Below are 13,225 nucleotides of genomic sequence, written 5' to 3'. Positions count from 1 at the left end.
CCACTAAACAAATCCCGAAACTTTTCGGGATTTTTTTATTCCCCTCTTTTAGAGGGGTGTCAAAATCTTTGATTTTGACGGGGTGTTTTAAAATGATTATCTTTAAACAAAAAAATTCATGAACAGAGTTACTCAACTTTTTAATATTAAATATCCCATCATTCAAGGAGGAATGATTTGGCATTCTGGCTATAAATTGGCTGCTGCGGTTTCTAATGCTGGTGGATTGGGTTTAATTGGCGCAGGAAGCATGTATCCAGATGTTTTGAGAGAGCATATTCAGAAATGTAAACTCGCTACGGATAAACCTTTTGGGGTAAATGTTCCGATGTTGTATCCTAATATTGAAGAGATTATTCAGATAATTTTAGAAGAAAAAGTTCCTATTGTTTTTACATCGGCTGGAAATCCGAAAACGTATACTGAAATTCTAAAAAAAGAAGGCAGAAAAGTTGCGCATGTAGTATCTTCTGTGAAATTTGCAAAAAAATGCCAAGAAGCAGGAGTAGATGTAGTTGTAGCTGAAGGTTTTGAAGCGGGTGGACATAACGGAAGAGAAGAAACTACTACACTTTCTCTGATTCCTAATGTTCGAAGAAATATAGAAATTCCACTGATTGCAGCTGGTGGAATTGCGGTAGGAAGCCAAATGAAAGCAGCGATGATTTTGGGAGCTGATGGAGTTCAAATTGGTTCTAGATTTGCCGCAACCGTAGAAGCAAGCGCTAATGAAAATTGGAAGCAAAAAATTGTAGAAACTCAGGAAGGAGATACGCAATTGACTTTAAAAGAATTGGCGCCAGTTCGTCTCGTAAAGAATAAATTTTTCTATGAACTGGAAGAAATTTACAAAGAAGGAAAAGATATTGAAGCTTTACAGGAAAAACTCGGGAAGCGAAGAGCAAAACGTGGAATGTTCGAAGGAGATTTAGAAGAAGGCGAGTTAGAAATTGGGCAATCTTCTGCTTTAATCGATGAAATTCTAAAGGTAGAACAAGTTTTTCAAAAATTATTGAAAGAGTTTGAGGAGGCGGATTTTTCTAAATTTTAAAAATTTTGATAGAAATAAAAAAAAACGCTTTCAGGGTTTTAAACCCTAAAAGCGTTCGTCAAAACAAAAACAGCGCTCCCAATTTGGGAGCGCTGTTTGTACAAAAAAATATGAAAACTCTGATTTATTATTTTTTATAATGCTCTAATGCAGCATGTAATTGCATAAAACCACCGCCGTTATAGATATTCTCTAAGCCATTTTGAGCTAGAAATTGGCAAGCTTGTCCGCTTCTACCTCCACTTCTACAGAAAATGATTTTAGGGCCTTTCATTTCCTTGATTTCGTCTAGTCTTAAAGGAACAGTTGCTAAAGGTATATTTACAGCGCCTTCTATTGCGCCGTCCATCTGTAATTCTTCTGGTTGTCTTACGTCGATTAAGTGATATTCACCTGAATTTAAAATTTCTTCAAAAGTCATTTTTTATTTTTTTAATTATTATTCATTCATTTTTACAGGGCAAAAATAGAAAAAAACTTAACTTCGCACTGTAATTTATGTTACAGACTAAAAATTATACCAAAATCATTGAATAAAATCGCAAAGTCGATAGAAGAATTTATAAAAATAAAATCTTTTTAAGTCACTAGAAAATCATTGATTTTCCCAAATAAAACAAACGAAGTTTGTTAAAACTTTGCGTCTTAAAAACGTAAAAATAAAAAAAAATATATTTGCGCCTTTGCGTTAAAAATTAATGAATTATTCTCAACTGATTAAGCAAAAAGCCGAAAAATTCGGGTTTCAATCTTGTGGAATTTCTAAAGCAGAATTTCTAGAAGAAGAAGCGCCGCGTCTTGAAGCATGGCTTAATAAAGGCTATCACGGCGAAATGAAATATATGGAAAATCATTTCGACAAAAGGTTGAATCCTACACTTTTGGTAGATGGCGCAAAATCTGTCATTTCGCTTTCTTATAATTATTTTCCTAAAGTAAAAATAGATGAAATCAATAATTTCAAAATTTCAAAATATGCTTATGGAGAAGATTATCATGAAGTCATTAAAGATATTTTAAAAAATATGGTGGCGGAACTTCAGGAAGAAATTGGTGAGTTTGGTTTCAGGGTTTTTGTAGATTCAGCTCCTGTTCTAGAAAAAGCATGGGCTAGAAAATCTGGTTTAGGTTGGGTAGGAAAAAATGCGAATCTGATTACCAAAAAGCATGGTTCTTTCTATTTTTTAGCCGAAATTATTTGTGATTTAGAGCTAGTGTATGATTTGGCGGTTACAGATCATTGCGGAAGTTGTAGAGCATGTATAGATGCTTGTCCTACTCAAGCCATTGTTTCAGATAGAATTGTAGATGGCAGCAAGTGTATTTCTTATGCTACGATTGAATTGAAAAACGAAATTCCAGATTATTTTAACGGAAAAATGGATGATTGGATTTTTGGTTGCGATGTTTGCCAAGATGTTTGTCCGTGGAACCGATTTTCAGCGCCTACTTTACAAGAGAAATTTGCACCTAATTTCCAGAAATTGAATTTTAGAAAAAACGAATGGAAGGAACTTACTCAAGAACTCTTTTCTGAAATTTTTAAAAAATCTGCGGTCAAAAGAACTAAGTTTTCTGGATTGATGCGTAATATTAACTTATTGAATGATCATTCTTTGTAAGTTTTGTAAAATTAGAATTGATATTTTACAAAGCTTTTTCGGAGCATTTACAATTTTAATTTTTCGCTTACCTTTATCTTCGAGAAAAAAATATCATGAAGAAATTCTTTAAAATTTTATTGAAAACCGTTGTTTCTATTGTTGGATTGGTGGCTTTGTATTTACTGTGTGCTTATTTATTACCTTTTATAGAAGTTCCAGCGGAAAAAACCAATGAACCCAAAAATGTAGAAGTATATATTTTGACCAATGGAGTTCATACGGATTTGGTTTTCCCAGTGAAATCAAAAGAAATAGACTGGAGTCAGAAATTTCCTTACGAAGATACGGTTGCCAAAGATTCTACTTTGAGATACATCGCGATTGGTTGGGGAGATAAAGGATTTTATCTGGATACGCCAACTTGGGCAGATTTAAAATTTTCTACGGCTTTCAAAGCAGCTTTTTGGTTGGGGAATAGTGCAATTCATACTACTTTTTATAAAGAAATGAAACTAGGAGAGGATTGTAAGAAATTAGAGATGACTTCGGCACAATATCAAAGGTTGATTAAGTTCATTGATGATGCTATGGATAAAAATGCCGAAGGAAATTACATCAATATCAAAACGAAAGCGGTTTACGGTAAAAATGATTCCTTTTATGAAGCAAAAGGCAGTTATAGTTTCTTATTTACCTGCAATACTTGGACAAATGAAGCTCTGAAAATTTCGGGGCAAAAAGCTGCATTTTGGACGGCTTCTGATAAAGGAATATTTCAGCATTATCAGCATTAAATCCAATATTTTAGAATCGTCTATAAAAGAAAATTGATTTTATGAAGAGAGCGTATCTCAATCAAAAAATCAATTTTTATAATTTTTCTGAATTCTTTTCGGTGGAAATTTAATTCTTACTTTAAATTTTTTCTGTGGTGTTTGTTTTTTGTGCATAATGAAAATGATTTGTATATTCTAAAATTAGCAAATAAATCATTTTCATGCATTTATGTTAAGAAAAATTAATATTTAGGGTTTCACTTTCAGACTTACCGCTAAGTTTAAGTCGTCTTTTACACTTACCATTCCGCCAAATTTCTTAGGAGGAACAATGTCAAACTCGCTAAAACGAAGGGTTTTATTTCCTACTAAAGCAGAATCCTTTAAAATGAGGTCTAAAGAATATTTTTTGATTTTATTCATCATTTTTACTTGTACAAAAGCTTTGTAAGTGTTGTGATCTTTTTTGTCTAAAGATAAAAAAGTGATGTTTAGAAAAGGATATTTTTCTGCGTGAATAATATCTCTAAAATCATTCGTCATGATTCTGTTTCTACAATCGAAATCTTTTACGATTAGATTGATAGAAGTTTCTGCAAATTTGTTATCACTAGAATGGTTAAGTGATAGTGGAACAAGCTGATGGAAACTGTTATTTACACATTTAAAAGTATTGATATTGGTAGTGCCATTAATGCTTACGTAAGAAGTTTTTTCTTGTGCTGATACGTTGAGAGATAATAACAAAACCGCTGTTTTAAGCACTGTAGATAGCGTTTTCATTTTTATAATTTTTAAGTTGTTTTTATACTATAAAATTACGAAAAAATACAGTTGAAAATTTTTGATTTTTATCATTAAAAAAGGGGCAATAGATGCCCCTTTCTTTCTTCAATATTTCGATTTTAGATTATTAGAATCCAATTGTAGCTTCGAAAACTACACCGTTGAATTTACCTCCGTAAAGTGCTGAAGTTGTACCCCAAGCTGCACTCTTATCGTAAGTTTGGTTTACGTATTCTAATTTAGCCATAATGTTTTTAGTCATGAACCAACCACCAGCTAAGTTGAAACGATCGATTTTTCTTTCAGCAGCACCGTCATAATCTTTACCACTTACAGTGTTATATTTAGTACCTACATAGAATTGTTCTTTTCCACCGAATCTGTAAAGTAATTCAGCTGCAATTTGGTTGTAAGAACCATCAGAATCTCTCTTAGTAGTAGCGTTTAAAATTTTGTTACCAGAAACATGTTCGTAAGTACCGAAGAATTCTAAACCTTGATATTTAACGAATGGGTTAATTTGGAAAGCAGTTAATTCTTGGAAACCAGGGTTAAATCTACCAGTTGAAGGGTTAGAAGTTCCCATTGCATCAGTTGTAGTTAATAATACATAATAGTATCTAGAACCAGCTCTGTCATCACCAAATAATTTACCGTTAGTATTTAAACCGTTAGTTTTGATTACTGAACCAGAAAGTCTGAATCTTAAATCTTCGCTAAGTTGTTTGTCATAAGCAAGTTTTGCATAGATAGAAGGAGCGTTATCACTTGTTCCTTTTACTGCAGATTGGTTTAATTTACCGTTAGATAAACCTACCATACCCATGAATCCATTAGAGTAGTAGTAAACTTCACCGAAAGCTTGAGTGGTGAAAGAGTCCATAATGTTATTTTCTACGAATGGGTTGTTGATAGCTTCAGCGTTATCAGTTCTTCTGAAGTGAGAATCACCGTAGTTTAATTCATCCATACCTACTTTGATTCTTGTATTTTTCATAAGACCACTTAAGAATCCTTGAGAAATGAAATCTAAGTTATCAATTTGAATGTAACCACCTTTTACCCATGCTTCGTTATGGTGTCTTGCAGAAAGATAAGTTCTTAAGTGCATTTTAACCCCCTTAGCTAAATAAGCATTAATGTCTAAGTTAGCAGTTGGTAAGTTGAAGTCAGATCCCATAGTTACAAGAGGAGCAGCAGTAGTTCCTTTTGTGCTGTGGTCTAGAGATTGGAATTGTAATGCGAAATCACCACCAATGCTTACTTTTACTCCATTGTATTCAGGAGCTTCTACTTTAGGGTCTTCGAATACGTTTCTTGTAGTTTTTTCAGGTGCAAGATAATCTCTCATATCAGATTCTTGCGCATAGAAAGCTGTGCTTGTTAATACAGTTGAAAGAACAGCGGCTTTAATCCATAAAGTTTTCATACTTTTTTTATTTAATTGTTATTCATATTTATTATTAGTTCGCTACGATATTTACATTTACTGTAACAGCGTCACCTGTAGTTACACCTAAGAAACCTGGAGTTTCCATACCGTATTCAGACATTTTTAAGCTTTCAGACCCAGTAATTTTATAAGAATTACCATTTTTTTCTACGTTTACAGTAATGTTAACGTTTCTAGTAACACCTGCGATTGTTAATTTACCAGCTACGTTGCTTTTTCCTACAGGTAAAGAAGCAGCAGTGAAAGTAATGTTAGGATTAGCATCTGCTTTTAAAGCTTTGTAAGCTTTGTTGTCCATCATTTTACCTTTTTCACTTTTTAGGTTTTTACTAGCCATTACAAATTTTACATTAGTAATAGCATTACCATTTACAGTACCAGTGAATACTGCAGATGTAGAAGTCATTGTCCAATCGTGCATTGGAGAAGTTCCGTTTACCGCAACTTTAAAAGATTTTCCAGTAACGCTTTGTGCATAAAATACAGCTACTGCTAAAAGGGAAAGTAAGATAAAAACGCGATTAATTGTTTTAGCTAAATTTTTCATATTTTTATTTTTTTAAAATTTTATTATGAATTATTGAATTTTAACAATACAAAGATATGCTTATATTTTAAATAATTCCTAAAATTTTCTAAAATATTTACATGATATTTGTCAATTGGCTGATATTCTTATGAAATTCATAATAAAATTAGCTCTAAAACTGATTGTTGTCATGCTATTAAGGATTGATGAATGTTAAATTTATAAAGAAACTAAAGGACCCTTAAGGATTATTTGAAAATTACCAATAAATAATGAATTATTGCCAAAAAAAAAGAGAACTCTGTTAAAGAGTTCTCTTTTTGTACCCAGTGCCGGAATCGAACCGGCACATCTTTCGATACTAGAGTTTGAGTCTAGCGCGTCTACCAATTCCGCCAACTGGGCATTAAAAATTGGTGGTGCAAATATAAAATAATTTTAATGTAAAAAAAGAAAATTTTAAGAAAATATTTTCTTAAAACTCTATTTCTAGTCCATCATATGCAGGATGAACATTCTCTGGCGTCATCGCTTCTATCTCGTGATGGAAGCCAAATCTATTACTGATATGAGTAAGGTATGTAGTTTTGGGTTGTAGTTTTTCTACCAATTCTAGAATTTCGGGTAATATATAATGTGCAACATGCGGTTCATCTTTTCTTAAACAGTTAATAATAAGAATGTCTAAATTTTTCAATTTTTCTTGCTCTTCTTCAGAAATGAAACTGGCATCTGTAATATAAGCGAGGTTTTTGAACTTGTAACCTAAAATCGGAAGTTTATAATGTATAACTTGAATAGGAGTGATTTCTGTGTTCTCTATAATAAATGGTTCATTTCCTATTTCTGTGATTTCAAAACTCGGAGCGCCAGGATATTTGTCTTCTGTAAAAGCATACGGAAACCTATTTTGAATCTCTTTTCCTACTCTTGGCAAACAATAAATAGAAATATCTTTTCTTTTTTGGAAAATAATAGGGCGTAAATCATCCAATCCTATAACATGGTCATTATGTTCATGTGTAATTAATAAGGCGTCTACATTGCTTTCTTGGTTGGTGAGCATTTGTTGACGAAAATCTGGACCACAATCAATGAGAATCTTTTTCCCTTCATCATCCGTAATCATGACAGATGACCTTAGTCTTTTGTCTTTAGGATTAGTAGATAAACAAACAGGATGAGTAGATCCAATCACGGGAATGCCTTGTGAAGTGCCAGTTCCTAGAAATTTCAACTTCATTTTTGGGTTTTTGTGAGATTTTGGTAAATTTACGCAAAATTTTATTCATGTCTGTAATTAAGCAATATCTTACTCCCAAGCAAAAGGCTTTAGCCATCAATTTAGACCCTAATATATATGGTACTTTTGCAGAAATTGGTGCGGGACAAGAGACGGTTCGTCATTTCTTTAGAGCGGGAGCTGCTTCTCAAACGATTGCAAAAGCAATGTCTGCTTATGATAAGGATTACAGTGATGCTATTTATGGTAAAGAAGATAAAAATAGATATGTAACCCAAAATAGACTGAAAAAAATGCTTCGTCATGAAGTAGGTCTTATCCAAGAGCGTTTAGATAACGAAGAAAATGCTCATCGTAAATTTTTCTCTTTTGCAAATACAGTAACTACCATTAATTATCAAAAAACCTTTTTAGGTCACGGTTGGGTAGGAATTATGTTTCAGGCGCAACCTGGTCAAGAGTACAGCGAAATTGTATTGCATGTAAAATTTAAAGAAAATGATGCTACGCTTCAGCAAGAAACGCTGGGAAATCTTGGGGTAAACTTGGTTTATGGAGCTTTTCATTTGTATGACAATCCTAGAAGATTAATCAAAAGTTTGTATGATGATATTTCGGTGGATAAAATTGAAATAGACATGATTGATTTTCAAGGACCTGCTTTTCCTTATGTAGATAATCGATTGATGAGTCTTCAGTTGATTAAAAATTCTATGACGGAAGCGGTAATCTTCAATTCTGAAGGGAAAAACATGCTTCCAGCAGATTTATTGTATAGAAAAGATGTTTTTGCGGTAAGAGGAAGTTTCAGACCCGTAACTTTGGTGAATGTAGATATGTTCGAAAACGGTCTAAAAATGTTCCTCAATGAAACAGAAGGAAAACCAGAAGATACGGTTATTCTTTTCGAAATTACCGTTTCTAATCTCAAAGCTTCCGGAAATTTAGACGAAAGAGATTTCTTAGATAGAGTAGATGTTTTGGCGAAATTGGGTTATACCGTGATGATTTCTAATTTCTCAGAATATTATAGATTAGTAGATTATTTCACTTCTTATAATGTAAGGTATACCGGAATTGCGATGGGTGTAAATAATTTATTGATGGTTTTTGATGAAGACTATTACAAACATCTTTCTGGTGGAATCTTAGAAGCATTCGGTAAGTTCTTCAAAAAAGATATGAGAGTATATCTGTATCCTTATAAAGATCCTAAAACACACGAATTGCTCACATCAGAAAACTTAAAAGTGAATGACAATCTTAAAGAATTGTATAAATATTTTAAACATAACAGAAGAATTGTAGATATTAAGGATTATAATCCAGAGCATTCTGAAATTTATTCTAGAGAAATTTTGCAGAAAATTTCGAATAGTGAATCAGGCTGGGAAGAGCAATTGCCAGATGGAGTAGCAGCAATGATTAAAGAAAGAGGAATGTTCGGTTACAAAGAAGATATTACATTCGAAGAATATTAAAAATTTAAAAATTATGGAAATTAAAAAAAGACTTTCATCTATTATTGAAAGCCCAAGTCACAATACCACCGAAAAATTAGAAAAAATCTGTCATCTTCTAGACCAAGAGTTTGATTATTTTAATTGGACTGGTTTTTATTTTAAAAACGGCGATAAAGAAGAATTGGTTTTAGGACCTTATGTTGGTGCAGCTACAGATCATACTGTAATTCCTTTTGGAAAGGGAATTTGTGGACAAGTTGCTGTGTCAAACGAAACTTTTGTAGTGCCAGATGTTTGGGAACAAGATAATTATTTGGCTTGTTCGCTAGAAACCAAAGCAGAAATTGTAGTTCCTATTATTAAAGATGGTGTAAATATTGGTCAAATAGATATAGATTCTCACAAAAAAGACCCTTTTACAGACGAAGATAGAGAATTGCTAGAATGGTTGTGTGCGGAATTGGCAAAGATTTTATAAAATTCTATAAATAGAAAATTATTCAGAAGCAGGAGTAGTCATATTCCTGCTTCTTAGTTCAGTAATCATATTTTTGATGACATTTGCAGTGCCTATTTTTATAGAATTTTCTGCACTGCCGAGTAATCTGCCGCTTCCTTTATAAGTGTCATAAGAGTTTTCTATCACCAATTGTCCGTCATTATTGTACATTTTCATGCTGATGATGACTTGATTAGAAAAAACGTATTTCCCAAGACCAACTTTAAAATATTTTACTTTCGGAACGATGGCTATTTCAGCACCGTTATTTAGGCAAGATTCTTTAATCATATTCACATCTACGCTGTCATATTTAATATTAGCATTATTGATGTGCATGATTTTATAGTTGCCGTAATTTTTCAATTCATCAGAAACGGCACTGTAAATCACATTGTGGGTGGGTTCTTTTATTTCTTCGAAATTAGGATAAACTTCTGGGTCGAAATAGACAATTCTATCTACGTGTTTTAGCTTAATAGAATGGTTAAGCTTCACCAAGGTGCTTCCTAAATTTTTGCAACTTATGATGATAAGACTTGCCGCTAAACCACAGAATAGAATTTTTTTCATATCAAAAAGATGAGGCAAATTTACGCAGAATTTCAGTAAGTTATTTATAAAATTTAAGAATTTGTTAACATTATTACGAGAATGTCTTTAGAATCTAAGAATAAATTTCTCGGTTTAAAAATAAAGTTGTACTTTTGCACCTCGTTACATAATAATCATTAAATAATATTGGCATGTACTTAACATCAGAAAAAAAATCAGAAATCTTCGCTAAACACGGAGGAAACGCTGCAAACACAGGTTCTGCAGAAGGACAAATCGCTTTATTCACATTTAGAATTAACCATTTGTCTGGTCACTTAAAGAAAAACCACAAAGATTATGCTACTGAGAAATCTCTAGTTAAATTAGTAGGTAAAAGAAAAAGATTGTTAGATTATCTTAAGAAAACTGAAATTTCTCGTTATAGAGCAATTATTGCTGAACTAGGAATCAGAAAATAATCAGATACAAGAAAAACAAAAAAAGCAACTCAATTTTGAGTTGCTTTTTTTGTTAATTAGAGTAAATTTACGCTCTACCTCTAGTAAATAAATTGATAATAGCAAGTAAAACTATTGAACCTACTGCTCCTGTAAGAATCTGACCAATGAATGCAGTCCCTAATACAGTTCCTAAAAGCCAATAGCCAATTGCACCTCCAATGATACCTACAATTATGTTTCCCACTAAGCCAAGGCTTCCACCTTTAAAAATTTGTGCTCCAAGCCATCCTGCTATAGCTCCAATAATTAATGTCCATAAAATTCCCATAATGTTTTGTTTTTAGTGTTAATATTATGGCAAATGTATAGTATTATTTTCCTCAAAAAATTATTTATAATAATGATATAAACAATTCTTGAAATTCTAAAAATCTAACTAATTTTAATGAAATTTTCTATTTCAATGTATATGGCAATGAACTCAATATTTCAAAACCTTTTAAAACCTAATCAAACAAAATTCCGTATCTTTGCCATCGAAAATTTAAAAAGTTTAAATAAATAACGCAATCAATACGGATTGCACAAGACAGTAAATTTTATGAATGCTCCAGAAGCAATTATTGAAAAATTTCAATTGAAAGACGGGAGAGAAGTCTCCATTGAAACAGGAAGATTAGCAAAACAAGCTAATGGTTCTGTAGTAGTAAAATGTGGCGGAACGATGCTCCTTGCAACAGTTGTAGCCAACAAAGACGCAAATCCAGGGGTAGATTTCTTGCCTCTTACAGTAGATTACAGAGAAAAATTCTACGCAGGTGGTAAAATCCCAGGAAATTTCTTTAGAAGAGAAACCAAACCTTCTGATGATGAGGTTCTTACCATGAGATTAGTAGACAGAGTACTTCGTCCGCTTTTCCCAGAAGATTTCCACGCAGAAGTTCAGGTAATGATTTCCCTAATTTCTTACGACAAAGAAGTAATGCCAGAAGCTTTAGCTGGTTTAGCCGCTTCAGCTGCTATTGCGATTACAGATATTCCTTTTAACGGGCCAATGTCTGAAGTAAGAGTAGTAAGAATTGATGGGCAACTTTCTATCAACCCAAGTATCGAAAATCTTAAAAAAGCAGATTTAGATATTATGGTAGGTGCTACCAAAGATTCTATCGTAATGGTAGAAGGTGAAATGAAAGAAATTTCTGAAGCAGAAATGCTAGAAGCGATTAAATACGCTCACGAAGAAATTAAAGTTCAAATTGAAGCACAAGAAAGATTAGCAGCGAGAATTCCTGCATCTCAAACCAAAAGAGAATACAGCCACGAAACACACAACGAAGAAATTCGTGAAAAAGTTTGGGCAGAATGTTATGATAAAGTTTACAACGTAGCAAAAACTCCTTCTGCAAAAGAAGAAAGACACGAAAAATTTGCTGCAGTTTTAGAAGAATTCCTTTCTCAATATTCAGAAGAAGAAAGAGCAGACGTAGAACCATTTGCTAAAATTTACTACCACGATGTAGAAAAAGAAGCAATGCGTCAAATGATTCTAAACGAAGGAATCAGATTAGATGGTAGAGATCCTAAAACGATTCGTCCGATTTGGTCAGAAATCGATTATTTACCAGGAGCTCACGGTTCTGCAATCTTTACCAGGGGTGAAACGCAATCTCTTACAGCGGTAACTTTAGGTTCAGTAAAAGATGCCAACATGGTAGATTCTGTTGCTATCAATTATGACGAAAAATTCTTCCTACACTATAATTTCCCACCATTTTCAACAGGTGAAGCAAGACCTCTAAGAGGAACTTCAAGAAGAGAAGTTGGTCACGGAAACTTAGCTCAAAGAGCTTTAGCAGGAATGATTCCTCACGAAAATCCTTATACCATCAGAGTAGTTTCAGATATTTTAGAATCTAACGGTTCTTCTTCTATGGCTACAGTTTGTGCAGGAACTCTTGCATTAATGGATGCTGGTGTACAAATTACAAAACCAGTTTCTGGTATTGCAATGGGATTAATTACTGACCCGAAATCTGGTAAATTCACTGTACTTTCTGATATTTTAGGAGACGAAGATCACTTGGGTGATATGGACTTCAAAGTAACAGGTTCTGCAGACGGAATTACCGCTTGTCAAATGGATATCAAAATCCAAGGTTTAACCATGGATATTATGGAAACCGCATTGAATCAAGCAAGAGAAGGTAGATTACATATTCTAGGAGAAATCCTTAAAACCATCGATAAACCAAGAGCAGATGTGAAACCTCACGCTCCGAAAATGGAAATTTTAGAAATTTCTAAAGATTTCATCGGTGCGGTAATTGGACCTGGTGGTAAAATTATCCAACAGCTTCAGAAAGATACAGATACTGTAATCTCTATTGAAGAAATGGGCGAAATTGGTAGAATTGAAATCTCTGGAACTGACCGTGAGAAAATCAATGCTGCAATTGCTAGAATTAATGAAATTACTTTCGTGCCAGTTGTAGGTACTGTTTATAAAGGTAAAGTAGTAAAAGTAATGGATTTCGGTGCTTTCGTAGCGATTGCAAAAGGAACCGAAGGTTTACTACACATCTCAGAAATCGAATGGAAGAGATTAGATAAAGTTCCGTATGCAGAAGGTGATGAAGTAGAAGTGAAATTTATGGGTTATGATGATCGTAAGAAAATGAGACTTTCTAGAAAAGTGCTTTTACCAAGACCTCCAAGACCAGAACAAAAGCCTAAAACTGAAGGAGACGCTCCAAAACCAGAAGGAGAACAACCAACAGAACAAGCATAAAAATAGAAACTCCACTCGAAAGAGTGGAGTTTTTT

14 protein-coding genes and 1 tRNA gene are annotated in these 13,225 nt (G+C 33.2%); 7 read left to right on the top strand and 8 right to left on the bottom strand.

All coding sequences use genetic code 11. The features are described 5' to 3' along the window. Window positions 1-118 precede the first annotated feature (118 nt). On the top strand, window positions 119-1,051 hold the full coding sequence (locus tag ACT53I_RS07570) for an NAD(P)H-dependent flavin oxidoreductase (protein WP_476079170.1): 933 nt from the start codon (window positions 119-121) through the stop codon (window positions 1,049-1,051). Between the two features lie 127 nt (window positions 1,052-1,178). On the opposite strand, the gene ACT53I_RS07565 is transcribed toward ACT53I_RS07570, so the two are convergent. Next, window positions 1,179-1,472 (bottom strand): rhodanese-like domain-containing protein, encoded by a 294-nt coding sequence (locus ACT53I_RS07565; protein ID WP_104793309.1) that lies wholly within the window; start codon window positions 1,470-1,472, stop codon window positions 1,179-1,181. A gap of 277 nt (window positions 1,473-1,749) precedes the next feature. Here ACT53I_RS07565 and queG point away from each other — a divergent pair, with 277 nt between their 5' ends. Both queG and ACT53I_RS07555 read left to right on the top strand, forming a co-directional pair. Continuing rightward, entirely contained in the window at window positions 1,750-2,673 is a 924-nt protein-coding gene (gene queG / locus ACT53I_RS07560) for a tRNA epoxyqueuosine(34) reductase QueG (RefSeq protein WP_476079167.1), read from the top strand. Window positions 2,674-2,768: 95 nt separating this feature from the next. After that, window positions 2,769-3,449, top strand: a complete 681-nt coding sequence (locus tag ACT53I_RS07555; protein ID WP_476079164.1) for a TIGR02117 family protein — start codon at window positions 2,769-2,771, stop codon at window positions 3,447-3,449. A gap of 231 nt (window positions 3,450-3,680) precedes the next feature. Here ACT53I_RS07555 and ACT53I_RS07550 read toward each other — a convergent pair whose 3' ends face one another. The 5 genes from ACT53I_RS07550 to ACT53I_RS07530 form a co-directional block, all read right to left on the bottom strand. Continuing rightward, window positions 3,681-4,214, bottom strand: a complete 534-nt coding sequence (locus ACT53I_RS07550; protein ID WP_476079162.1) for a hypothetical protein — start codon at window positions 4,212-4,214, stop codon at window positions 3,681-3,683. 130 nt (window positions 4,215-4,344) lie between these two features. After that, on the bottom strand, window positions 4,345-5,646 hold the full coding sequence (locus ACT53I_RS07545; protein WP_476079160.1) for a hypothetical protein: 1,302 nt from the start codon (window positions 5,644-5,646) through the stop codon (window positions 4,345-4,347). A 34-nt stretch (window positions 5,647-5,680) separates the two neighbouring features. Next, on the bottom strand, window positions 5,681-6,217 hold the full coding sequence (locus ACT53I_RS07540; protein WP_476079157.1) for a YceI family protein: 537 nt from the start codon (window positions 6,215-6,217) through the stop codon (window positions 5,681-5,683). Window positions 6,218-6,522: 305 nt separating this feature from the next. After that, window positions 6,523-6,604 (bottom strand) — tRNA-Leu (locus tag ACT53I_RS07535). A 70-nt stretch (window positions 6,605-6,674) separates the two neighbouring features. Further along, on the bottom strand, window positions 6,675-7,442 hold the full coding sequence (locus tag ACT53I_RS07530) for an MBL fold metallo-hydrolase (protein ID WP_476079155.1): 768 nt from the start codon (window positions 7,440-7,442) through the stop codon (window positions 6,675-6,677). Between the two features lie 47 nt (window positions 7,443-7,489). Between ACT53I_RS07530 and ACT53I_RS07525 the strand changes: the two genes are divergently transcribed. Continuing rightward, window positions 7,490-8,923: a TonB-dependent receptor gene (locus tag ACT53I_RS07525; protein ID WP_461378235.1), complete on the top strand. Its 1,434-nt coding sequence runs from the start codon at window positions 7,490-7,492 to the stop codon at window positions 8,921-8,923. Between the two features lie 13 nt (window positions 8,924-8,936). Then, on the top strand, window positions 8,937-9,383 hold the full coding sequence (locus ACT53I_RS07520) for a GAF domain-containing protein (RefSeq protein WP_461378234.1): 447 nt from the start codon (window positions 8,937-8,939) through the stop codon (window positions 9,381-9,383). An 18-nt stretch (window positions 9,384-9,401) separates the two neighbouring features. Here ACT53I_RS07520 and ACT53I_RS07515 read toward each other — a convergent pair whose 3' ends face one another. Next, window positions 9,402-9,977, bottom strand: a complete 576-nt coding sequence (locus tag ACT53I_RS07515; RefSeq protein WP_476079150.1) for a pyruvate decarboxylase — start codon at window positions 9,975-9,977, stop codon at window positions 9,402-9,404. Window positions 9,978-10,150: 173 nt separating this feature from the next. Here ACT53I_RS07515 and rpsO point away from each other — a divergent pair, with 173 nt between their 5' ends. Then, window positions 10,151-10,420 (top strand): 30S ribosomal protein S15, encoded by a 270-nt coding sequence (gene rpsO / locus ACT53I_RS07510; RefSeq protein ID WP_069797122.1) that lies wholly within the window; start codon window positions 10,151-10,153, stop codon window positions 10,418-10,420. Window positions 10,421-10,487: 67 nt separating this feature from the next. On the opposite strand, the gene ACT53I_RS07505 is transcribed toward rpsO, so the two are convergent. Next, on the bottom strand, window positions 10,488-10,730 hold the full coding sequence (locus tag ACT53I_RS07505; protein WP_476079145.1) for a GlsB/YeaQ/YmgE family stress response membrane protein: 243 nt from the start codon (window positions 10,728-10,730) through the stop codon (window positions 10,488-10,490). Window positions 10,731-11,003: 273 nt separating this feature from the next. Between ACT53I_RS07505 and ACT53I_RS07500 the strand changes: the two genes are divergently transcribed. Then, window positions 11,004-13,190 (top strand): polyribonucleotide nucleotidyltransferase, encoded by a 2,187-nt coding sequence (locus ACT53I_RS07500; protein WP_371489219.1) that lies wholly within the window; start codon window positions 11,004-11,006, stop codon window positions 13,188-13,190. Window positions 13,191-13,225: the final 35 nt, after the last annotated feature.

Source organism: Cloacibacterium sp. DMC96 (assembly GCF_056313765.1).
The sequence above is the reverse complement of the archived record's forward strand: the minus strand, read 5'-3'. Positions and strand labels throughout refer to the sequence as shown.